The organism is Abiotrophia sp. (assembly GCF_057275535.1).
Map to the genome: position 1 here is coordinate 238,721 of NZ_DBHIRJ010000001.1, position 21,173 is coordinate 259,893.

20 protein-coding genes are annotated in these 21,173 nt (G+C 45.0%); 2 read left to right on the top strand and 18 right to left on the bottom strand.

Features of this window, described 5'->3' with window-relative positions; genetic code table 11:
- Positions 1–33 precede the first annotated feature (33 nt).
- The 14 genes from ACO53F_RS01090 to ACO53F_RS01155 all read right to left on the bottom strand — a co-directional run bounded on the left by ACO53F_RS01090 (position 34) and on the right by ACO53F_RS01155 (position 15,073).
- Positions 34–1,524 carry a UDP-N-acetylmuramoyl-L-alanyl-D-glutamate--2,6-diaminopimelate ligase gene (locus tag ACO53F_RS01090; RefSeq protein WP_485136981.1) on the bottom strand — a complete coding sequence of 497 codons (1,491 nt, stop codon included), beginning with the start codon at positions 1,522–1,524 and terminating at the stop codon, positions 34–36.
- 19 nt (positions 1,525–1,543) lie between these two features.
- Complete coding sequence (locus tag ACO53F_RS01095) at positions 1,544–3,241, bottom strand: peptidoglycan D,D-transpeptidase FtsI family protein (protein WP_485136982.1); 1,698 nt, start codon at positions 3,239–3,241, stop codon at positions 1,544–1,546.
- Entirely contained in the window at positions 3,238–3,699 is a 462-nt protein-coding gene (locus ACO53F_RS01100) for a hypothetical protein (RefSeq protein WP_485136983.1), read from the bottom strand. The genes ACO53F_RS01095 and ACO53F_RS01100 overlap by 4 nt, the downstream gene beginning before the upstream one ends.
- Before the next feature lie 39 nt (positions 3,700–3,738).
- Positions 3,739–4,680, bottom strand: coding sequence for a 16S rRNA (cytosine(1402)-N(4))-methyltransferase RsmH (gene rsmH / locus ACO53F_RS01105; protein WP_485136984.1), 942 nt, complete (start codon positions 4,678–4,680; stop codon positions 3,739–3,741).
- 13 nt (positions 4,681–4,693) lie between these two features.
- On the bottom strand, positions 4,694–5,125 hold the full coding sequence (gene mraZ, locus ACO53F_RS01110) for a division/cell wall cluster transcriptional repressor MraZ (protein ID WP_070755665.1): 432 nt from the start codon (positions 5,123–5,125) through the stop codon (positions 4,694–4,696).
- Between the two features lie 181 nt (positions 5,126–5,306).
- Positions 5,307–5,684, bottom strand: coding sequence for a hypothetical protein (locus ACO53F_RS01115; protein WP_485136985.1), 378 nt, complete (start codon positions 5,682–5,684; stop codon positions 5,307–5,309).
- A 145-nt stretch (positions 5,685–5,829) separates the two neighbouring features.
- Entirely contained in the window at positions 5,830–6,030 is a 201-nt protein-coding gene (locus ACO53F_RS01120; protein ID WP_485136986.1) for a DNA-directed RNA polymerase subunit beta, read from the bottom strand.
- Positions 6,031–6,042: 12 nt separating this feature from the next.
- Positions 6,043–7,107 carry a rod shape-determining protein MreB gene (gene mreB, locus ACO53F_RS01125; protein WP_485136987.1) on the bottom strand — a complete coding sequence of 355 codons (1,065 nt, stop codon included), beginning with the start codon at positions 7,105–7,107 and terminating at the stop codon, positions 6,043–6,045.
- A 13-nt stretch (positions 7,108–7,120) separates the two neighbouring features.
- On the bottom strand, positions 7,121–8,422 hold the full coding sequence (gene murA, locus ACO53F_RS01130; RefSeq protein ID WP_485136988.1) for a UDP-N-acetylglucosamine 1-carboxyvinyltransferase: 1,302 nt from the start codon (positions 8,420–8,422) through the stop codon (positions 7,121–7,123).
- 61 nt (positions 8,423–8,483) lie between these two features.
- Entirely contained in the window at positions 8,484–8,717 is a 234-nt protein-coding gene (locus ACO53F_RS01135; protein WP_023390954.1) for a DUF1146 family protein, read from the bottom strand.
- 230 nt (positions 8,718–8,947) lie between these two features.
- Positions 8,948–10,162 (bottom strand): tRNA uracil 4-sulfurtransferase ThiI, encoded by a 1,215-nt coding sequence (thiI, locus tag ACO53F_RS01140; RefSeq protein WP_485136989.1) that lies wholly within the window; start codon positions 10,160–10,162, stop codon positions 8,948–8,950.
- On the bottom strand, positions 10,159–11,310 hold the full coding sequence (locus ACO53F_RS01145) for a cysteine desulfurase family protein (RefSeq protein ID WP_485136990.1): 1,152 nt from the start codon (positions 11,308–11,310) through the stop codon (positions 10,159–10,161). Before ACO53F_RS01145 ends, thiI begins: the two co-directional genes overlap by 4 nt.
- A gap of 78 nt (positions 11,311–11,388) precedes the next feature.
- A complete protein-coding gene (locus tag ACO53F_RS01150; protein WP_485136991.1) occupies positions 11,389–13,107 on the bottom strand; it encodes a septation ring formation regulator EzrA in 1,719 nt (572 codons plus the stop codon).
- A 208-nt stretch (positions 13,108–13,315) separates the two neighbouring features.
- Positions 13,316–15,073: a DUF1002 domain-containing protein gene (locus ACO53F_RS01155; RefSeq protein WP_485136992.1), complete on the bottom strand. Its 1,758-nt coding sequence runs from the start codon at positions 15,071–15,073 to the stop codon at positions 13,316–13,318.
- A 349-nt stretch (positions 15,074–15,422) separates the two neighbouring features.
- Here ACO53F_RS01155 and ACO53F_RS01160 point away from each other — a divergent pair, with 349 nt between their 5' ends.
- Both ACO53F_RS01160 and ACO53F_RS01165 read left to right on the top strand, forming a co-directional pair.
- Positions 15,423–16,010, top strand: coding sequence for a hypothetical protein (locus ACO53F_RS01160; RefSeq protein WP_485136993.1), 588 nt, complete (start codon positions 15,423–15,425; stop codon positions 16,008–16,010).
- 17 nt (positions 16,011–16,027) lie between these two features.
- Positions 16,028–16,600 carry a hypothetical protein gene (locus ACO53F_RS01165; protein ID WP_303886191.1) on the top strand — a complete coding sequence of 191 codons (573 nt, stop codon included), beginning with the start codon at positions 16,028–16,030 and terminating at the stop codon, positions 16,598–16,600.
- 125 nt (positions 16,601–16,725) lie between these two features.
- Here ACO53F_RS01165 and sufB read toward each other — a convergent pair whose 3' ends face one another.
- Genes sufB through sufD form a run of 4 tightly spaced genes read right to left on the bottom strand, consistent with a single transcriptional unit; the run spans position 16,726 to position 21,171 of the window.
- A complete protein-coding gene (sufB, locus tag ACO53F_RS01170; protein WP_485136994.1) occupies positions 16,726–18,120 on the bottom strand; it encodes a Fe-S cluster assembly protein SufB in 1,395 nt (464 codons plus the stop codon).
- Between the two features lie 5 nt (positions 18,121–18,125).
- Positions 18,126–18,617, bottom strand: coding sequence for a Fe-S cluster assembly sulfur transfer protein SufU (sufU, locus tag ACO53F_RS01175; RefSeq protein WP_485136995.1), 492 nt, complete (start codon positions 18,615–18,617; stop codon positions 18,126–18,128).
- On the bottom strand, positions 18,614–19,834 hold the full coding sequence (locus ACO53F_RS01180) for a SufS family cysteine desulfurase (RefSeq protein WP_485136996.1): 1,221 nt from the start codon (positions 19,832–19,834) through the stop codon (positions 18,614–18,616). Before ACO53F_RS01180 ends, sufU begins: the two co-directional genes overlap by 4 nt.
- 29 nt (positions 19,835–19,863) lie before the next feature.
- Positions 19,864–21,171 (bottom strand): Fe-S cluster assembly protein SufD, encoded by a 1,308-nt coding sequence (gene sufD / locus ACO53F_RS01185; protein ID WP_485136997.1) that lies wholly within the window; start codon positions 21,169–21,171, stop codon positions 19,864–19,866.
- Positions 21,172–21,173 lie beyond the last annotated feature (2 nt).

Sequence of the window (21,173 nt, forward strand, 5' to 3'; positions counted from 1 at the left end):
TCTTCCTCTCTGTTTACTATTTTTTCGGCCTTCCTAACCAAAGTGGCGGGTAACAGCCGCTTCAATTTCTGTTACTTCATCATAAGGTAACTTGTCATCACCAATAATCTGGTAGGGCTCACTCCCCTTGCCGGCAAAGACCAATAAATCTCCTGCTTGCGCCTGAGAAATCACATAGTCAATAGCCGCCTTGCGATCTTCAATGACCGTATAAGGCACTTCATCGTGATTTCCAATTAACTCAGCACAAATTTTTGTCACAGGTTCATGTCGTGGATTATCGGCCGTGAAAATCACCCAATCCGAATATTCAAAGACCTTGTCCCCAATTTCCGGGCGTGCCCCACTATCACGATTACCGCCACTGTGTCCAATAATGGTAACTAGGCGTTTAGGCTCCTGAGCCTTTAACTCTTGGAGCACACGTTCAATGGCATCTGGCGTGTGAGCAAAGTCAACCACCACTTGGAAATCTTGTCCTAAATCGAGTCTTTGCATCCGGCCCTCAACCCCACCAAAGCTGAGCATTAGATCAACCACTGTTTGAGGTTGGACATGGTAATAGTCTACCAAGCAAAGAAAGGCCGCCATAAAGTTAGCTACGTTGTAGGCGCCAAGCATAGGGCTCACAACTTGATAGGTCTGATTTCGGTAATGCAGTCTGAAGGTTTGGTTACCATCCTTAACTGCTAGTTGGTCAGCATATACGCTAGCTTTAGGATCTTCAAGACTATAAGTCAAAACATCCGCTGACGTTGCTTGCATCATAATTGAAGCATAAGGATCATCCGCATTGATGATAGCAAGCCTTGGACCATCGCCTTCAAACTTTTGTCCTAGTTGGGCAAAAAGCAAGGACTTAGCGTAGGCATAGCCTTCCATGGTTTTATGGAAATCCAAGTGTTCCCGAGTTAAGTTAGTGAAGATGGCACAGTCAATATCCGTCGCCCAAAGTCGTCCCAAGGCTAAGGCATGAGAAGAGGCTTCAATTAGAGCATCCTGACAGCCTACCGATACCATTTCAGCAAATAATTGCTGAAGAGCCAAGGCATTTGGCGTCGTGTTGATGGACGGATAATAAGTCTGATCCACCTTATAATGTAGGGTCCCAATGAGCCCTGTCTTATGCCCTAATTGCATGAGCAAATCACTGATAAGACTAGAAATGGTTGTTTTACCATTAGTCCCGGTGACTGCCACCACATTAAGATGCTCGGTAGGTCGACCAAAAAACTGATTAGCTAACAAGGCTTGTGCTCGGAAAGTTGAAGGAACCAAGAAAAAGCTTAGTGGGTAATCTTGCCAATCTTCAGGCAGGACTTCTACCACCATAAGTTTAGCCCCAGCTGCTGCTACTTGTTCCACAGCAGTGTGGCCGTCAAATTGTAGGCCCTTAATGGCAACAAAGGCACAACCAGGCACTAAGTTACGTGTATCGTTAACTAGTTGCGTGATTTCCCCTTTGATTTCTGGGCCATACAATTGACCGCTAGGAACTGCTCTTAGTAAGTCTTCTACTTGCATCCTATGTCCTTCTTTCTTCTTATGGTTTCACCATAATATATTCGATATAGTCATTAAAGAGTTTACCTAAAATCTGCGATCCAAGAAGCCCGTGATCTTGTTGCGGCCGCTTCATGGCCATATAGAGCATGTATTTAGGGTTATCTGCTGGGAAGAAAGTTACTACTGAGTGATAGTAGTCATTTGCTCCCGTTAGATAGCCTGAACCATTAGGATCCGCGATTTGGGCGGTCCCTGTCTTAGCCGCAACCTTTACATATGGGTTACGGAAGGAGACTGCGGTCCCATAGGGCTTCTCAACCGTGTCCACCATAAGTTGGAGAACATGATTGGCTGCTTCCTTGGAAATTGGCTTACCTAAGACACGGGTTTGGAATTCACCTGCTGAATCCAATCCTTGAACCACTTGGACTTTCAGCATTTGGCCCTGATTTCCTATACTACTATAGGCTTGTAAGAGTTGGATAGGCGTAGCGGAGAAACCTTGGCCAAAGCCACTCATAATTCGTGAAACTGGGTTATCAAATTGGAAGTTACCAGTTGTTTCATTTTCCAGACCGAAATCAGTACCTTTGCCAAAGCCAAAGTCACCTAACTTCTTTACCCACTCTTGGTCGCCCATGCGGTTAACAAGATTGACCATGGCCACGTTACTGGAACGCGCCAAGCCTTCTTCAAAACTAATCTGCCCCCACCCTACTTTGTTATAGTCCTTTACCACTTGGTCGTAAACTTGTATGGAGCCTGATTGATAGAGCTCACCAGGCTTATAGAGTTGGCGATCATAAGCCACTGACATGGTCAAAATCTTAATAGTTGAACCTGGTTCATAGGCTTCCTCCACCATCAAGTTCTTCCATTCTGCCTCAATGCCTTCGCGACTATTGAGGTTAAAGCTTGGACGTTGAGAAGCCGCTACTAGCTTACCAGTTTTGGCTTCCACCAAATAGGCTTGCAAAGCTTCCGGTTGGTAAGTCATTTGGTATTGGGTCATTAATTCTTCCAATTTGTTTTGTAGACGTGAGTCTAAGGTTAGATGTAAATCCTTGCCAATTAATTGACGAGTCGACGACTGGTTGCCATCTTGACCGCTAAGACTGACATTATAGGCAGCTTCTAGCCCCAGTTTACCCTCTAGGACTTGAGCACTTAAAGGTTGATCTTCTTCCTTAGCCGCTGCCGTCGCATAGCCAATCAGGTGAGATGCATAGACATCATTCACATATTTACGTGTCGTTTCGCTGACAAAAACTAAGCCTGGTAGATTTTCGGCTTCAATCGCCTTTTTAGTTTCAGATGACAAATGTTGACCAGCATTCCCAAACTCTACTTGGTAGACATTGTTTTGAGTCAGTTGAGCTAAAATCTTATCCCGATCTAAGCCCAAATGCTTGGCCAAAGCTTTGGCCGTCACATCAGGGTCTTTGACAAGGTTAGTGTCGCCCCAATCGCTACGAAGCACCGCAAAAAGAGAATAAGAAGTAGTATCCATTGCAATAGGGTTCCCTTGTTGGTCAAAGATACTCCCCCGCCTTGCCTCGGTAATACTACTTCTCTTGGTCCCTGTTTCATGGTAGGCAGCTAAATCCTGCCCATTACTTGTTTTGAAAAGGCTAATTTGGGTGAAACGAAAAATCGCGATACTTGCTAATCCAGCAAGGAGGATTGCCAAGAATCTGAGATTGCGTTGAATCATTTGATTATTTGGTTGACTCATGGCTTAGTCAAATCCTTCACACTATCTTGGCGGACCTTCATTCCTTGCTTTTCAGCCGCTTGTTTTATGTTATCGTATTTATATTGTTCCGTCATTTGGTCACGCATGACATCTGTCTGTTTCTGTAGCTCTAAGGTTTGTTGCATCATCTCTTGGCTAGAACGTTGAATAGATTGAGTCTTGGACTGCATAATGAGATTAACAAAGACACTCCCCACCACAACCAAAAAGGTTAACATGAGCAAGAAAACCTCATAACGACTGAGTCTCAAAGAACCCACTCTGCTTTTAGTTTGGCTACCCACTCTAGGACGACTGACTAAATCAGGCGCACCTAATGCTGGACTGTCATCAATTGCCGCACCGGTCGCTAAAGGCGGCTCTGGGCTTGCCACTTGGCGGTAACGAGTCTGAGAACTGCGCTTAAAATATTGTTCGCTTGTTACTGTTTCAGCCAATGGTATCCCTTCTTTCTTTCTCTAATTCTTGCTTTTCTATTAATTCTTGCGGAGAATGCGCAACTTAGCACTCCGCGAACGATTGTTAGCCTCTAATTCTTCTGGACTTGCCACAATCGGTTTGCGATTGACCAAGGCAAAAGGCGCCTGCATCTGGCCAGGCAAAACGGGTAAGCCCCGAGGCACTTCTGGTCCTTGGCTTACTTCTTTGAATAATTGCTTAACTAAGCGATCTTCCAAGGAATGGAAGGTAATGACGCTAATACGCCCTTCTGGTTTCAGAAGGGTCAGCGCCTGCTCCAGTGAATCTTCAACCGCCCCCAACTCATCGTTGACAGCAATTCGAATAGCCTGGAAACTACGTTTTGCTGGATGCCCACCTGTACGACGGGTAGCAGCAGGAATAGCCGTTTTGACAATTTCTGCTAATTCAGTCGTTGTCTCGATAGGTCGCTGAGCACGTCTTTCTTCAATAACACGTGCAATACGCTTGGCAAATTTTTCTTCCCCATAACGATAGAGAATATGTACCAAGTCTTCATAAGGCCAGTCATTGACGACTTCATAGGCACTTAAGGTCTGTTCTTGGTTCATCCGCATATCTAGACGGGCCTCTTGACCGTAACTAAAGCCACGCTCGGCCACATCAAGTTGCGGCGAAGACACTCCTAGGTCATAGTAAATTCCGTCCACTTGGTCAATACCAAGTTCTTCTAAAGCCTGCTTCAAATGACGGAAATTTTGGTGAATAAAGGTGACTTGGCCTTTTTCAACATAGTCAGCCAATTTAAGTTTGGCATTGTTAATGGCCGTCATATCCTGGTCGAAGGCATAGAGATGCCCTTGAGGTCCTAGTTGGTCCAGTAAATACTGGGCATGACCAGCGCCCCCTAAGGTGCAATCAACATAGACGCCGTCTGGCTTGATATCCAAACCATCAACGGTTTCATGCAAGAGCACCGTCTCATGTTTAAATTCCATTGTCTTCACTCCATCACAGGTCAAAATCCATCATACCTTCAGCAATTGCTTCATAATTTTCTTCGGCGTCACCGACAAATTCATCCCAACGTTCGCTGCTCCAAATTTCGATACGATCAGAAACACCGATGACACGGCATTCCTTATCAATCTTAGCGTAGTCAAGAAGCGTCTGCGGCAAGTTAATCCGACCCTGCTTGTCAATTTCTACTTCAGTGGCAGCTGAGTAGAAGAAGCGGGCGAATTGCCGAGCATCTTTTTTCATAAGGTTGAGTTTCTTTAATTTTTCTTCTTGCACGGCCCAGTTTTCCATAGGGTAACCGAACAAGCAGCCATCCAAGCCCCGGGTAACCACGAATTGGCCACCTAATTCAGGCCTAAATTTAGCAGGCATAGTCAATCGCCCTTTGGCATCAATATTATGTTGAAATTCTCCAATTAACACGATTGCATACACCTCCCATGATAGCTTACCCATATTCTACCACATCCCACCACTTTTCACCACCTATTCTTATAAAATTCATAAAAAAAAGCCCACTAGAAAACTAGCGGCGCTTAAAAAACTTATTATATCAAGGTTTTCCCTAGGTGGGGATGAGTGGTGGAAAGGTGGGAGATTTTCCCTAGAGTAGCCACAAGCTAGCAATACGAAGAAGCATCAGCCCTAATAGCATGCTAGAAAAGGATAGGAAGACAACTCGACTAGCCTGGTGAAGGTAGCGACGGTAACTGAAAACTTCAATCTGTCGAATATAGTCGTAGAGGTGGACTACTAAAATAATCAAGGTCAGATAGAGGGTCAAAAGCCCCAGACTGAAGCCAAAGATAAAGCTACTGAAGCCATGAATCAAGACCCACCACATAGGGAGGAGCATTTCAGCGAGAGAAAACTTGTAGAAGGTAAAAGAAGCCATGGCTTCGCGGAAAAAGCGATCAAACAAAATGACATATACAATTGGTAATAAATATAATAGTACTTCCCGCCAATCAAATGGATACACGACTTCACCCCCTCATTCCCCTTATTATAGCACGTAATCCTGCCCTTGCCTATCCCTAGCCGCAAGCCTCAAAGCTTGAAAAATAGTCTTTAATCTAGTCTCGCAAATATAAAAAACGCCTACTCCGTTGGAGTAGACGTCTGTCCTATTTGAAGACTAAATCAATAATATGACGCCAAGTATCTTGGCTCAGCACTTCCCAGAAGTTGCCCTTGCCAATTATGGCATAGCCAATAATTAGCCCGATGACAAAAAACAAGAAAAGTAAGAGCAGGTACATAATGACCCGTAATAAAGTCTTGCCAACAGTGGCCCAGACAGATTTTTTCATAAGTTTTTCTGCCATAAGGACTCCTTTCTACCCGAAGATACGACGTTTGATACGCTGAAGTCGACGCTTCAGTCTTTGTCGCCATGTCGGGTTGGTACGTTCTAATTTACCTGAGAGAATCAAATCTAGCATCAAGCCTGACCCGATCGCCACACAGTTCATGGGTTGTTCTGCCTTTAAGACACTCACCTTGAGAAAATCAGTTAAGAAGGTATCCATGTGATACATCAAAGCACCACCACCTGTAAGGAGAATACCCTTCTCCATGACATCAGCGGCCATCTCAGGCGGGATTGTTTCTAAGACTCGCTTAGCTACTCGGGCAATCTCAATCAAGATTGGTCGAATAGCCTGACAAATCATATTAGAATCGACATTCACTGACTTAGGCAAGCCGGTCAAGAGGTCGCGTCCCTTTACATCATAGGTTTCTACTTCTTCCTCCGGTAAGAGAACAGCAGACGCGACCGCCTTCTTTAGGCTTTCGGCTGAACGTTCACCAACCAGAATGTGGAAATTGTCTTTGAGATATTGAATGATGGCTAGATCTAAGTCATCGCCAGCCAATTTAATGGATTCACTGGCAATTACCTCACCAGCGGAAATGACTGCAAAGTCACTCGTTCCACCACCAATATCAATGACCATACTACCCGATGAGCTCAATGGGTCAATACCAGCACCTACACCGGCTACCTTTGGTTCTTCCTCTAAGTAGATACGCCCTCCACCTGCCCGTTCGACAGTTTCAATTAAGGCTAGGCGTTCAATCTCGCTTACCTTTGATGGGGCACAAATTAAAACATTGGGTTTAGCAAACCAAGAGGTTAGGTTCAAACGTTGCATAAAGAGCATAAGCATGGCTTCTGCGATATCAAAATCGGCAATGACGCCACCCTTTAGTGGTTGAATAACCTGAATGGATTCAGGTGTCCGGCCCATCATTTCATAGGCTTCATGGCCAATAGCAATGACTTCTTGGCTACGCGTATCAATGGCTACGACAGAAGGCTCATTCAGGATAATCCCTTTACCGTATAAATTCACTAAAACATTTGTTGTTCCTAAGTCTATTCCGACGTTCTTAGCCATTTAAGACCCTCCTCTATGCAAGAGTCGTAGTCTTTTGTGGCGTTACTACTTGAGCACTATTAACCCGGTCAATATTAGCACCTAAGGCTTTGAGTTTCTCATGGAATCGGAAGTAGCCACGATCTAGATACTTCAATTCAGACACACGAGTTACTCCTTCAGCCGTCAAACCTGCAATAATTAAGGCTGCAGCTGCACGTAAATCGGTGGCCTTAACGCTAGCACCATAGAATTGGGTAGGACCTTCCATGACCACATTTTGGCGATCAATGGTAAAGTGGGCATTCATCCGGCGCAACTCTTCAAAGTGCATAAAGCGGTTCTCAAAGACTGTTTCGGTCAAGGAGCTTGAGCCTTCAGCTAAGAGTTGGGCGATAGACATTTGTGCCTGCATATCGGTTGGGAAGCCAGGATATGGCAAGGTCTTAACATCTGTTGGCTGCAAAGTCTTAGGCCCAATGACCCGTAATCCATTTTGATACTCGTGGAATACAACGCCCATTTCACGCAATTTGCTAATCAACGGCATGTTGTGTTCTGACACAGCCCCTTCAACTAAGACATCGCCTTGGGTGACAGCAGCCGCCACCATAAAGGTACCTGCTTCAATCCGGTCTGGAATCACATCATGGGAGGTGCCATGTAGGGCTTTGACCCCATGAATCTTAATTGTTTCCGTCCCAGCACCGACAATGTCAGCACCCATACGGTTTAAGAAGTTAGCTAAATCCACAATTTCCGGCTCACGCGCTACGTTTTCTAAAATAGTAGTGCCTTCTGCCAAGACAGCCGCCATCATAATATTTTCAGTCGCGCCCACACTTGGGAAGTCCAAGTAGATACGCGCACCCACTAACTTATCAGCCTGCGCTTCAACATAGCCTGCTGCGCGTGTAATTTTTGCCCCCAAAGCTTCAAAACCCTTGAGATGGAGGTCAATAGGACGAGTCCCGATAGCACAGCCACCTGGCATTGCCACTCGTGCATGACCAAAGCGTGCTAAGAGTGGCCCCATCACAACAATCGATGCCCGCATCTTGCTGACAAAGTCATAATCAGCTGTGGTTGACACAGGACCGGTTGCGTCTAAAGTCATTTCATTGTTTTCTTGATCAAATTTATTGCTTACGTTAATTGCCGTCAGTAAGTTGTTAAGGGTAAAGACGTCTGATAAAACAGGCACATTAGATAAATAAACCTTGCCTGTTTCTGCTAAAATAGCCGCCGCCAAGATTGGCAAGACCGCATTTTTAGCTCCTTCAACTTTGACTACACCTTCTAATCGATTACCACCTTGAACAATAATCTCTTCCATCAAAAATTCTCCTATTCTTACGCCTATTCGTTTTGGAGCGAACAAATAGGGATACACTCTCTTATTTAAGGAAACCTAACAATAAGTTCTGTAAGGATTCCGTCATTTCAATCATAAACGACCCGACTAAGTGCCCCACTGCAAGGCTGACCATAACATAAACAGCATAGGCCCCTTGCTTAGCATTCTGGCGCATGAGCTGGTTCCAGTTCACACCCCGGAAAATGAGGAGACTCATCCCTAGGATGATAAGACGAAGACATAGTACTGCCATACCATATACACTCGTCTGCATGTCTATCACTCCTTCAAGTCCAAGACTATGATAACATAAGTTCTAGGGAAAAAGAAATAGTTAATCTCCTTATCTTGAATTTGTCATGATTCTGACCCATTTCTCAAAGACTACTTTTCCTGATTAAGGCTAGACTGGCAAGGTTTCTATTAGCTTACAATCCGATTTTATGACCTAGAGATAAAAATCACAGCCTGGAAGTCAAAACCATCAGGCTGCAATCAAACAATCTATAATAAGTGACTAAAATCTGGGCTACTTACCTTGCCGTAATCTGCGCCAATAACTTCAGTTTGGGTCCCTGCAACCGCTCGCTCAACTAATCCTTCCACATCTAAGAGAGCTTCTAACTCCATTACAGACGTCAATTTTGGCTTAGTACGTGGTGATTTAGGGGCAAAGACCGTACAGCAATCTTCAAAAGGCTCATTGGAAATCTCATAGGTCCCAATGGCTTCCGCTTGGGCAATAATATCGTTCTTATCTACTGCAATTAAGGGCCGCAAAATCGGCACGGAAGTTACTTGGTTGATGGCCCGCATACTCTTCAGTGTCTGAGAGGCTACTTGCCCTAAGGATTCTCCCGTCACAATAGCATCAGCTTGTTGACGATTCACTAGCGCCTCCATGACCCGAAGCATCATACGACGCATAATAGTCATGGAAAAATCATCGTGGACCTTATCCTTAATTTCTTCTTGAATTTCAGTAAAAGGCACACAATGATAAGTCAAGCTTCGACCATATTGAGCCAATTGAGCCGTTAATTTTTTGGTCTTTTCCAGAGCTTGCGGGCCCGTATAAGGTGGGCTGGCAAAATGAACTGCTTCGATTTCCAAACCACGCTTCATCATCTGATAGCCTGCCACAGGAGAATCAATCCCCCCGGATAGCATGAGTAAGGCGCGGCCGCTAGCCCCATAAGGCAATCCCCCTACCCCTTTATAAGACAAGAGGCTTAAGTAGGCGCCAGCCTTTTGGATACTGATTGTTAATTTGTAATCTGGAGTCTTGAAGTCTACTTCTAAATCTGGATAAGCTAAACCTAGGCAGGTGCCCACTTCTCTCTGTAGATCCATGGTGTCGTAGGCAAAGGTCTTATCAGAACGTTTGGCTAAAACTCTAAAAGAACTGCCAGCAGCTGGCTTCACTTCTTCAAACAAGGCCAGTGCTTGAGCTTTGATTGCGTCCAGATCCTTGTCCACTCGATAGACTGGCTCGAAGCGCGAAATACCTGGTACTGTCTCAAGCCGCTCAATCACTGTTTGGTAAGGAGTTTCTTGCCAAATCAAATGCATAAAGTCGTATTCAGGTACAATCTTAATGCGTTCTAAATCCTGGGTACGGTAACGGATATGCTCAGCTAATTTATTAATAAACATTTTTTTATTGCGACCCTTAGTTGAGAGTTCGCCGTAATGAATGAGAATTTGTTTTTGACTCATGATTTTCCTCGTGTTTTCTCAAATTGTTGGCTAATTTTTGGAATGGCTACTAGACATTTTTCAATATCCTGATCACTGTTATCCGCTGCGAGGCTAAAGCGTAAGGCGGACTGGGCTAAGTTTTGGGGTACACCCATGGCAGCCAAACTGTGATGGTCAGATTTTACTCGACTGGAACAAGCACTGGTAGTTGACACATAGATGCCTTGGGCCTCGAAGGCATTGAGCAAGACCTCGCCGGGAATTCCTGGAAGAGCTGCACACAGAATGTGAGGCGCTGCCGTATCTTGGGCAAAGATAACCCACCCCTGCGCTTCTAAGGCTTGAGCTAGTTGTTGGCGATAGGTCTTAAGGCGCGAACGCGTCTGGGCTTGTTCGGCTTGGGCTAGACGTAGGGCCTTAGCGGTCGCCACAATCGCAGCTAAATTTTCCGTTCCTGACCTTTGCCCCTGCTCCTGACCGCCTCCCATCATGAGGGGAACCAAATCCACGCGCTGGCGACAAGCCAAAATCCCTACACCGCGTGGCGCATGAAATTTGTGACTGGACAAGCTTAAACAATCAATTCTAGCCTCTTGAATTCGAGACAATTCGGTCGTAACTGCCTGAACCCCATCGACGTGCCAGATAATATGTGGATAGTCAGCCAAGATTTGCGCCATCTGCTCCAAAGGCTGGCAAGCCCCCATCTCATTATTGACAGCCATGGTGGAAACCAACAAAACTTCTGGTCCTAACTTAGCCTGGAAAGCTTCCAAATCTACTTGTCCTTGATCAGTTACTGGCAAAGTGCCCCAAGTCAAGCCCTGGCTTTCGATGTAGTCTCGTTGTCTTAAGACTGCAGGATGCTCAATGGGACTGACCAAAACCAGCTTAGCCTCAGGCCGACGTTTGTGGGCCTGGCTTACAATCCGTTGAAAGACCCAATTATTGGCCTCAGTGCCTGAACTAGTAAAGTAGATTTCCTGTGGACGATAACCTAATAGTTGACCAACTTGGGTACGAGCCTGTTCCAAAAGTTGTCGACTCTTACGCCCTAGGCCATGAGCACTCGACGGATTAGCAAAAAATTCTTGAGCCACCTGGCTATAGGTAGCCAAGACTTGGGGATGAATCCGGGTAGTTGCGGCGTTATCCAGATAAATCATCGCTTTCCTCCTCTTACAAAAAGGCCCGACAGCAAGTGTCTTGGGCCTTTTGTCTCTAAACTATTTCACCTAGTAAACTTAAAATTGGCTGCTCCGCTTTTCTTGGTGGTACATACGACGCACTTGAGTCGGCGCATCTGGGTCAACTCGTCTCAGGGTTTTCTCAATAATCGCTAAGGCTTCTTGATACTTAAATTCCCGATGGAAGAGGTATTGAGCCTCTTTGATTGCTGCATCCACTTCAGGATAGTCATAGCGGAATCGGTTGCTTTGTTGAATCATATATTCGGTCAACATAGCACTATCTACCACTGACTCTGTCATTTCTTCCAGTGCAGCAAGGTGACGCTCTAACTCGTCTTCTAAACTTTCAATTTCATCCATATCAATACGAACTCGGTTGAGTTGCTTAGCCAAGTGCTCAATTTGGTCAGTTACACGATAGAACTGATCGTAGAAGGAATCACTGAGACCAGGCAGATGACTTTTCTCAATCCGACGCTTAATATTACGTAGAGCTAATTCATAGTCATCCAAGTTAGTCTTGGCATCCTTCTCACGCGTATTGAGTTGAGCAATTTTGTTAGTGATTGCCAATACTTGCTCATCAATTTCTTCGATACGCTTGCGAATTTTCTTAATGCGCCCTTCAGCTTGGGTGTATACCACTGCAGACCCTTCAGTCTCAGCTACCAAGTCTTTGAATCGGTTATATTCATGACGGATTTGATCGCTTAAATCAGCAATTTGATCCACTTCATTCTCATGGAGAATATAGCTTTGCGCGATGCGGTCTACTTCGATGCCAGCATATCGCCCATTTTCAGCTACTTCATCGATTTTACGGCGAAGGCTTTGGATGTTCTTGTTGACGTAGTCTTTAGCTTCGATTTCAGTCTCCATTAAATCATAGAGCGACTTGATATCACGTTCAGCCTTATCCATCAAAGTCTTAGCCTCTGATAAATCGGCATTTTTAATTTCATTCTTGGCATCATTCAATTTTTCTTGAATTTCGTCCACTTTTTCTAGAATGGCTACGCCATCAAAGTCAAAGCGACTGTCTACCATCTTCTGATAGCCTTCACGCAAGTCATCCAAGGAGTCTTCGTATTCATTCTTAATCTTGTCGTACATTGACGGAATACGTTCCAGGATATCTTCAAGGCTAGTCATGTCAGCATCAATGGTCTTGAGCATGTCACGCGCTTCAAGATGGTCACCATTTTCAGTGTACTCATTGTATTTGGTGAAGTTGAGTTCCAAATACTGGAGGTTCTTCTCCAAGGTCTCAATGGCAGGACCATAATCAAAACTGTGGTTCATGACATTCTTACGGGCTGAATTATAACGCTCATGTAAAGCCGCATTCAACTCATTGTTGTCAACTTCTACCTGCAGAAGATCGGACAAGTCTTGATGGAGGTCTTGCACCTTATCCATGGTTTCATCAATCAACTGACGTGCTTGAGCAATAGTCCGGCCAGTCCGCACAAAATTCAGTTGGTCCGCATATTGTTGCGCCCCAACCAAGGCAGATTCAATCTCTACAAACTGGAAGTTGGTAATGGATTGCCACTGGTTAACCAAGCTCTCGTACTTGCGTTTTGTTTGACCTGATAGGCTCATATTCTTAAGGAGGAAGAGTTGATTGGCAATCGGTATCGCCATCATCTCCTCTTTTCTTGCTTCAAGTTCTCGGATGCTTTGCGTATTTTTATTTCGGTAGAAGTAATAGGCAAAGTAACCAAGCACACAAACCAAAATAATTAATAGTAATATACCTGTAAATTGCAATGTGTTCGCTCCTCCTTATGTCCATTTTTAGGCCTCAACGAGAAAAATGCCTAAATAATCATTTTCGATTATACCACTAATAGCGGGGATTTTAAAGCAGAAAGTTAGATTTGAGCATTAAATGTAACAATTGAAATATCTAAAGCAATTAAAGCCCCTTGGCACTGCCTTTCTGGCTTGCCAAGGGGCTCTTTTATCGAGCTATGTCTTACGGATTTTGACCGTCATTTGCAGGTTGGCCTGCTTCACTGGATTCTGTACCTGGTTGTGCTGGTGCTGGTTGGTTTTGGTCCTGATTAGCGGGAGCTGTCGAAGTGTCAGCTGGATTTTGCCCAGAAGCTTGCGACTCTTGGTTGTTGGAGTTACTTGGTTGATTATCTCCATTATAACCTGGAATCTTAAAGTCTTTTGGCAAGTTAATCGTTAAATCAGCGCTTGGCTTGACGTCAACACCGTAAGCATTTTGGAAGCTGAAGAGTCCATTGGCTACAGGCGTCACATTTGGCTCAATCCCTACGCTAACTTGGCCAGACGCTGTATCATAGAAGAGGTGATCAGCTGTTGACACATGGGTTACTAAGTCCACTCGAGGAAAAGCAGTAATCTTGCTACCATCTTGAACGAATTCGTAGGCATATACTTCATTAGCATAACCCGTTGCCAGGGCAAACTTATCTGTTAGACTCTTGACATCTGCTTGGTTCCCCACCGCTTCAGCCGCATTAAGTTGAGCAGTCCAACGTTGTTTCACACTGGTGTAGTCGTTACCCAAAGCTTCCTTACGATCTTTGTCCAAAGTGTTGGTGTATTGATAGAGATAAACCCGCAATTGGTTAAGGGCCTGCTTCTCTTCAGGCTTCATATCTGGCAAGAATTTTTCTAGAACGAAGGTATGAGAGTAAATATCATAAACTGGCTCGCCATTTTGCACACGTTCATAGAATTTCTTAAACATTGCAGGCAGAATTGGGTTGTAAACAGCTTGGTCAGAGTAATCCTTGCGTTCCGCATTTAAGATTTCTTCCTTGCTTGGTACGCTAGCTTCGTCTAAGCTGTTGAGGACTTCCTTCCAAGGTGCATTGAGGCTATTGTCTACAGATTTTTCTAACTGTTGGATGGTATCTTTAGACTTAGCTGCCTCTGTCTTAGCGTATTCTTCCGCTAATTTTACTAACTCTTCCTTAGTTGAGTCAGAAATATTAACGGTCGTGTTATTGTTAGTGGTGTTGTTATTGATTGTCGTATTGTTATTAACAGTGGTGTTATTGATTACTTGGTTAACAATGGTTTGTGCCACTTGGGTATCCACGTTTACCCCTTGGTTGGCTTGTTGGTTGGTGACTTCTTTTTTGATTTCAGAAATAATTTGGTTAGCCTTAGTATCGTCTAATTTATCTTCTTTCTTGACAACTTCGACTACCTTGATTTCTTTCTCAGCTACCTTAACAGCTTTCTCATCTACTTTAACACCTGACTTAGCAAGCAAGGCATAGACCCCTGCCAATGCCCCCTCACCCGTTACAGGACTAACGGTAGCAATACGAATCAGCACATCCTTGGCACCAGAAGTAATAGCTGCGTTCTGATAAGTCGTAGCGCTGACTAAAGTAATGTTTTGAGGTGTCACAATTTGAACTTGTACCCCATAACCAGCCGCTTGTTGTTCAATATAAGCACTAGAATAAACAGTAGTGCTAGCATTAGAGCCATCATGTAGATATTGGTTGATGGTATTACCATCTACCATAAGCGTATTGGCTGCGCTAAAGTCCTTAGCACCCAAGAGGTTCTTGGTTTGTTCTTGTTGTTGAGGGTTCAACGATGCCCCCAGAGACAATAATTTTTGTTGTTGAGCTTGTTCTACCGCAGAAACTAGTTCTGATGTCGGTTGGCTTAAATAGGCCACATTAGGTGCCACAGCAAGAGCTGCCATTAAGGCAACAAGGCATTTAGTTGATTTCTTCATAGTTTCCTCACTCCTAAATCTAGAGAATTTGGTCTAAGTATATTGTAACACACTGACTCCTTGAGTACGATGAATTACCACATTTGTCTTTCAAATTTCAAGGTTTCTTAACATTTAGCCCGAAACCTTCACAAATCATTCGGGCCTAATGTAAAGCCTAAAAGCGCACAAATACACGCTTAGTACCTTTTATTATGCCGCTAAAGCCTTATCTTTAGTATTTTTCTGAAACTAGCCTTTCTTGAATGCCCCTAGTAGAAGTGCTATACTAATAGCATAGGTGGCAACCTTACAAACTTGTCCCCCTAAGTTAAGAGGCTCTCCCTCTGACAATGAAAGGATGATTTTCATGAACAAAAAACTCAGTCGGCTTGTAGCCTTAGGACTGCTAGCCACTACCCTCTGGCAGCCTGTTGCCATTCTCGCTGAGTCTAACGCTAGCACATCTAGTCAAACTTCAAGCACAGCAACGGCTGGCACCCAAGTTGTCGGCAACGATACGGTTGGCTACTTAACCCTTCCTGAGGGCTACGAAGCGAACGAAACTGGTGACCAAAGCGCTAGTGGTCTGTCATTCGTCAATAAATCTACCAACACATCGATTAGCTTAATGAGACTGAATGCGACAGATTATATTCAAAGTAAGCCTCAGTCATTGGCTAAGTTAACTCTTCCAGCTTGGATTATCATGAAAGAAGTTGTTTATCGCCTACCTGATAAAGAACTTACCTTTCAATCCGGACCTGCAGGTTTCGACAATCTACCTGATGGCTACTACCTAGTTAGCTATAAGGATTCCAGTGCTATTGGCAGTGTCTATTTCACCGATAAAAATGATAGCAACTATGTCTACCTAATTGGCATGGACGGCCCTAATTCAGAGAGCCTTTCCTCATTCGGTGACATTGCTAAAACCTGGTCTAGTAAGAAACCTTAAGAAGGAGGAGCCACACAATGAAACGATTTTTAACCTTTTTATGTCTTTTGGCTAGTTTGGTCGTGCTTGCACCTCAAACTGTCTTGGCCGAAGAATCATCTAGTGGCCAAGCCACTACTAAACTTGATTTAAGTCAGAAAGTCGGTAGTGACACACTCGGCTATCTCACGATTCCTTCAGACTTTGTCAAATTCAATGAACTTGGAGAACACTCATCTAGCCAACTCCAATGGTCTTCTAAAGACGCTTTTACGGTGGTCACATTGGATAAGATGCAACCTTATCAAGGGGTTGAAAACCACCCTGTCTTCAGTAAATTACCTAAACCTTATGTTTTTGCGACCGACCGCATGGCTACCTATGCCACCATGCCCGATCATGAAAAACTCACCTTAGGTGCAGTCAAAGGCTATCCATCTAGCTATAAAGACGTAGTCGGTGTTGAGGCACAATTTAAGGATAAAACCTTGCGTCTCATTTTCTTCACCCCTGAGTCTGACCCTGATTCAGTCTACTACTTAGCGGTTGAAGGGGCACCAAAAGACATGGATGCCTTAGAAGAAATTCTTAAAACTTGGACACCAAAATAATTTATTTAAAAATCCTCATTGCTAGTATCACGCTAGCCAATGAGGATTTTTATTTATAAGAAACCCCGTGACTTGGCATCATCCTAAGTCACGGGGTGTTTTTTACTTATGTTGATAGCCCCTGTCTAGCCAACAGAGCCTTCCATTTCATAACTAATGAGGCGGTTGAGCTCAACCGCATATTCCATCGGTAATTCCTTAGTAAAAGGCTCAACAAAGCCCATGATAATCATTTCCGTCGCTTCTGATTCAGACAGGCCACGACTCATCAAGTAGAAGAGTTGTTCCTCCGAAATCTTGGAGACTTTAGCTTCGTGTTCCAAGGAGACTTGGCCATTATGAATCTCGTTGAACGGAATGGTATCCGATTTTGAAGCCTGATCCATAATAATGGTGTCACATTCAATATGCGAAATGGAACGCTTGGAATTCTTAGCAAAGGTCACTTGCCCGCGGTAGTTAACCTCTCCCCCATCCTTGGCGATGGATTTAGACACAATGGAACTAGAGGTGTTGGGGGCATTGTGAATCATCTTAGCACCCGTGTCTTGCTTTTGGTTCTTACCGGCAAAGGCAATGGAAAGCATGGTCCCCCGCGCCCCTTCTCCTTGAAGATAGACACTTGGATACTTCATGGTTGTATGAGCGCCTAAGTTTCCATCAATCCACTCCATAGTTGCCCCCGCATGGGCATGGGCCCGCTTGGTCACTAGGTTATAGACGTTGTTAGACCAGTTTTGAATGGTGGTATAACGGCAATAGGCGTCTTTTTTGACAATAATTTCCACAATGGCTGCATGTAGCGAAGCTGTCGAGTAGGTTGGTGCCGTACAGCCTTCCACATAGTGGATGCTGGCGCCCTCGTCCACAATAATCAAGGTCCGCTCAAACTGTCCTGTCCCCTCATTATTAATGCGGAAATAGGTTTGAAGTGGAATGTCACACTTGACCCCTTTTGGAACATAGATAAAGGTCCCCCCACTCCAAGCAGCACTATTAAGCGCGGCCTCAAAGTTATCGGTTGGTGGCACCACTGTCCCAAAATGTTCCTTGAAGATCTCTGGGTATTCGCGTAAACCAGAGTCCGTGTCAGTAAAAACAATGCCTAATTTTTCAAACTCGGCCTTCATATTATGGTAAACTGCTTCCGATTCATATTGAACCGCAGCACCCGCTAGATACTCGCGTTCAGCCTGGGGAATCCCAATACGTTCAAAGGTCTCCTTAATCTCTTCAGGCACATCATCCCAGGAACGGGCAGGACGATCCATGGCCTTCTGGTAATATATAATATCATCAAAATCTAGTGCTGACAGGTCAGGCCCCCAGTCAGGCAACTTACTATCACGGAAGACCTTAAGTGAACGCAGACGGTAGTCTAACATCCATTCAGGCTCCCCTTTTTCCTTGGAAATAGTCCGAATAACGTCTTCGTTCAGACCTTTACCCGTAGAAAAGATAATTTCGGCATCATCGTGAAAGCCATAGGCATAGTCGTTAACAACAGGTACGTCACTCATTATCTTCACTCGCTTTCTTGTGCTTGGTTATGGCGGCTTAAGCCCTCATCCAAGCTTGTGTCTTGATCTAATCCCAGCCCTAGGGCTTTCCAGGCCAGAATGGCACACTTATAACGGGCCGGAAAGGCCTTAACGCCTTCTAAGAGGGCCGCATCACCTAGCGCTTGCTCCCAACGGTCGTCCACTTGTCCTGGTCCACCAACCAAGGCTTGAAAAGTCGCAATCATGGCTAGGGCTTGATCCTTTGGTTTGCCCAACAAAGCCTCGCACATCATACTGGCAGAAGCCATACTAATGGTACAACCTTGGCCACTAAAGGCCAAATCAAGGATGCGGTCATCTTCAATTTTTAAGGACAAGACAATGGCATCACCACAAGTAGGATTGAATAGTTCCACTTCCTGACTGGCATGGTCTAACTTACCAAAATGACGGGGATGTTGCCCATGGTCCAAAATGACTTGGCGATAGAGTAGATTTAATTGATTTAAACTCATGGACAGAAAAACTCCTTCACTGCTTTGGTAACTTCGATAAAACGTGCGACTTCTTGCGCATCATTATAGAGTGCCACACTGGCCCGCAGAGTCGCTGCCTGACCTAAGCGGCGCATTAAAGGCTGGGCACAATGGTGGCCTGCTCGCAGGGCAATGCCCTCTAAGTCATAAGCTGTCGCCGCATCATGGGGATGGACACCCGCAATATTGAAGGTCACAATACCATGCCCATGGCCATAGACTTCCAGACCTGGAATGGCCTGTAAGCCTCTTACTAGTTCTAGCATCAGATGACTCTCATGGGTTTCAATCGCTTGCCATCCGATAGCAGACAACCATTCAATGGCAGCTGCCAAACCAATAGCTTGAGCAATAGGCGGCGTTCCCCCTTCGAATTTCTGTGGGGCGACTGCATAGTCTGTTTGGTAATCTCCTACTTGATGGACCATTTCACCGCCATAGAAAAATGGCCGGCAAGTGTCATGATGTTCTTGCTTGAGGTAGCAAATGCCAATTCCAGTCGGACCGTAGAGCTTATGACCACTCCAACAGTAGGCATCGACTCCTAGGCTTTCCACATCTACTGGCAAATGGGCAACCGCCTGAGCACCATCAACAATGACCTTAATGCCTCGTGGTTTAGCCCAGGCTGTTAAAGTAGTCAAGTCCTGAGAAATGCCCAAGACATTGGAGACATGATGGATGGTAATGACCTTGAGCTTGGACCAGTCACTAGCTTCCAGGGCCACTAAATCCAAGTGGTGATCCTCCGTCAAGGGGAGATACTGGAGTGCGGCCCCCTTCTCTTGAGCTAGGGCTTGCCAAGGCACTAGATTGGAATGATGTTCTAGGTAGGTCACTCCAACTTGGTCTCCTGGCTGTAAACTTGGTCCTATCCAACGGTCTGCCAAAAAATTCAAACTCGCAGTAGTCCCACTGGTAAAAATAATTTCTTGCGGCTTGGCACCCATGAAGTCAGCTACTCTCTGGCGGGCTGCTTCATAGTCGTGAGTGGCTCGGTTGGCCAGGCTATGGACCCCACGATGGATATTGGCATTGTCTTGGAGATAGTAATCAGCCAAGCGATCCAAGACAAGCTGTGGCTTCTGACTGGTCGCCGCATTATCAAAATAAATCAAGTCTTGACCATGGACCTTTTGCTTGAGAATGGGAAAGTCCTTAGCCCATGGCGATGGGCTAGTAATCTCTGCTGGCATCTTACAATCTCCTTCCGTGTTTAATAGGTTTAGCCTTCCTGGCCACCTTCTAACCCACTTAATTTACGGTCTATAATTTCTACTAACCGGCGTCTAATTTCAGCCGAAGGCATTTGCACAATAACTGGGCCTAGAAAACCTCGTACTACTAAGTACTCAGCAGCTTCTCGGCTTAAGCCTCGGCTCATCAGGTAATAGAGTTGTTCTTCATCTACTTGACCTACAGAAGCCGCGTGTCCTGCAGTCACTTCAAATTCTTCAATTAAAAGGATAGGGTTGGCATCGCCTCGAGCCTTCTCAGATAACATGAGCACTCGGCTTTCCTGCTGAGCGTCAGCACCCTTGGCGTATTTTTCAATCAATCCAATCCCGTTGAAGGTCAAGGTTGCCCGGTCCAAGATAACCCCATGTTGCAGAATATTCCCGACAGAATGATTACCGCGGTTGACCACCTTAGAATCAATGCCCTGGATTTGCTTGCCAGTTGAAATACCGACAATCTGCACTTGAGATTCAGAACCATCACCATTGAGGTAGGTGTCTAAGTCTAAGATGACATTACCGTCATTAAGTTCACCGATGGCCCAATCAATTTTGGCGTCGCGTGCCGTTTGGGCGTAACGCTTAATATAGGCATGGCTTTTGGCCCCTAGGGTATCGACAGCTGAATACTTAATCTGTGCGCCATCCTTAACTACCACTTCAACAAAATAGGTGGCAGAGTTTGGTTTATCACCATAAGTTTCTAAGCGCTCCACATAATCTAAACTTGCCCCCTGTTCAAGCACAATCAGTACATGTTTATTGAAGGCTTGATCATAGCGACTGTCTTGAACCAAGAGAGCTTCAAGCGGCAAAGTCACAGCTACATTTCTTGGTACATAGATGAAGAGCCCTCCATTCATGAATGCCGTATGATAAGCTTCAATTTGGTCTTCATGGGCACCAATCACCGAAAAGAGATGTTCCTTAACTAGATCAGGATAATCTGCAAGAGCCTGGAACAAATCTGTCACGATTATCCCTTGATCGACTAGGTCTTGATCCAAACTTTCCACTAGAGTATGATTACCCACATGCACAATCTGCCCACTCAGGTGGTCTTGCTCAGCTAAAGCTGCATCTAGACCATAGAGTAGCGGTTCCTCTAAGGTCTGTGGCGCTACTACTTCTTGGGATAGGAGGGGCCAACGATGATACTTAACCCGCTCAATCACTGGTAACTGCAAATCCTGCCAGACTGAATGTGCTTGATTTTGAATAGCGCGGAACCAGTCAGGCAGGGTGGCAAAAGTAGCCAAAGCCTGCATCTGGTCTAAATAATGTTTGCTAGTCATGC

What these genes read in the sequence shown, in the direction of transcription:
- ACO53F_RS01090 (WP_485136981.1), bottom strand. Translation starts at nt 1,524, where the DNA reads ATGCAAGTAGAAGACTTACTAAGAGCAGTTCCTAGCGGTCAATTGTAT.
- ACO53F_RS01095 (WP_485136982.1), bottom strand. Translation starts at nt 3,241, where the DNA reads ATGAGTCAACCAAATAATCAAATGATTCAACGCAATCTCAGATTCTTG.
- rsmH (WP_485136984.1), bottom strand. Translation starts at nt 4,680, where the DNA reads ATGGAATTTAAACATGAGACGGTGCTCTTGCATGAAACCGTTGATGGT.
- ACO53F_RS01120 (WP_485136986.1), bottom strand. Translation starts at nt 6,030, where the DNA reads ATGGCAGAAAAACTTATGAAAAAATCTGTCTGGGCCACTGTTGGCAAG.
- mreB (WP_485136987.1), bottom strand. Translation starts at nt 7,107, where the DNA reads ATGGCTAAGAACGTCGGAATAGACTTAGGAACAACAAATGTTTTAGTG.
- murA (WP_485136988.1), bottom strand. Translation starts at nt 8,422, where the DNA reads ATGGAAGAGATTATTGTTCAAGGTGGTAATCGATTAGAAGGTGTAGTC.
- ACO53F_RS01135 (WP_023390954.1), bottom strand. Translation starts at nt 8,717, where the DNA reads ATGCAGACGAGTGTATATGGTATGGCAGTACTATGTCTTCGTCTTATC.
- thiI (WP_485136989.1), bottom strand. Translation starts at nt 10,162, where the DNA reads ATGAGTCAAAAACAAATTCTCATTCATTACGGCGAACTCTCAACTAAG.
- ACO53F_RS01145 (WP_485136990.1), bottom strand. Translation starts at nt 11,310, where the DNA reads ATGATTTATCTGGATAACGCCGCAACTACCCGGATTCATCCCCAAGTC.
- ACO53F_RS01155 (WP_485136992.1), bottom strand. Translation starts at nt 15,073, where the DNA reads ATGAAGAAATCAACTAAATGCCTTGTTGCCTTAATGGCAGCTCTTGCT.
- ACO53F_RS01160 (WP_485136993.1), top strand. Translation starts at nt 15,423, where the DNA reads ATGAACAAAAAACTCAGTCGGCTTGTAGCCTTAGGACTGCTAGCCACT.
- ACO53F_RS01165 (WP_303886191.1), top strand. Translation starts at nt 16,028, where the DNA reads ATGAAACGATTTTTAACCTTTTTATGTCTTTTGGCTAGTTTGGTCGTG.
- sufB (WP_485136994.1), bottom strand. Translation starts at nt 18,120, where the DNA reads ATGAGTGACGTACCTGTTGTTAACGACTATGCCTATGGCTTTCACGAT.
- sufU (WP_485136995.1), bottom strand. Translation starts at nt 18,617, where the DNA reads ATGAGTTTAAATCAATTAAATCTACTCTATCGCCAAGTCATTTTGGAC.
- ACO53F_RS01180 (WP_485136996.1), bottom strand. Translation starts at nt 19,834, where the DNA reads ATGCCAGCAGAGATTACTAGCCCATCGCCATGGGCTAAGGACTTTCCC.
- sufD (WP_485136997.1), bottom strand. Translation starts at nt 21,171, where the DNA reads ATGACTAGCAAACATTATTTAGACCAGATGCAGGCTTTGGCTACTTTT.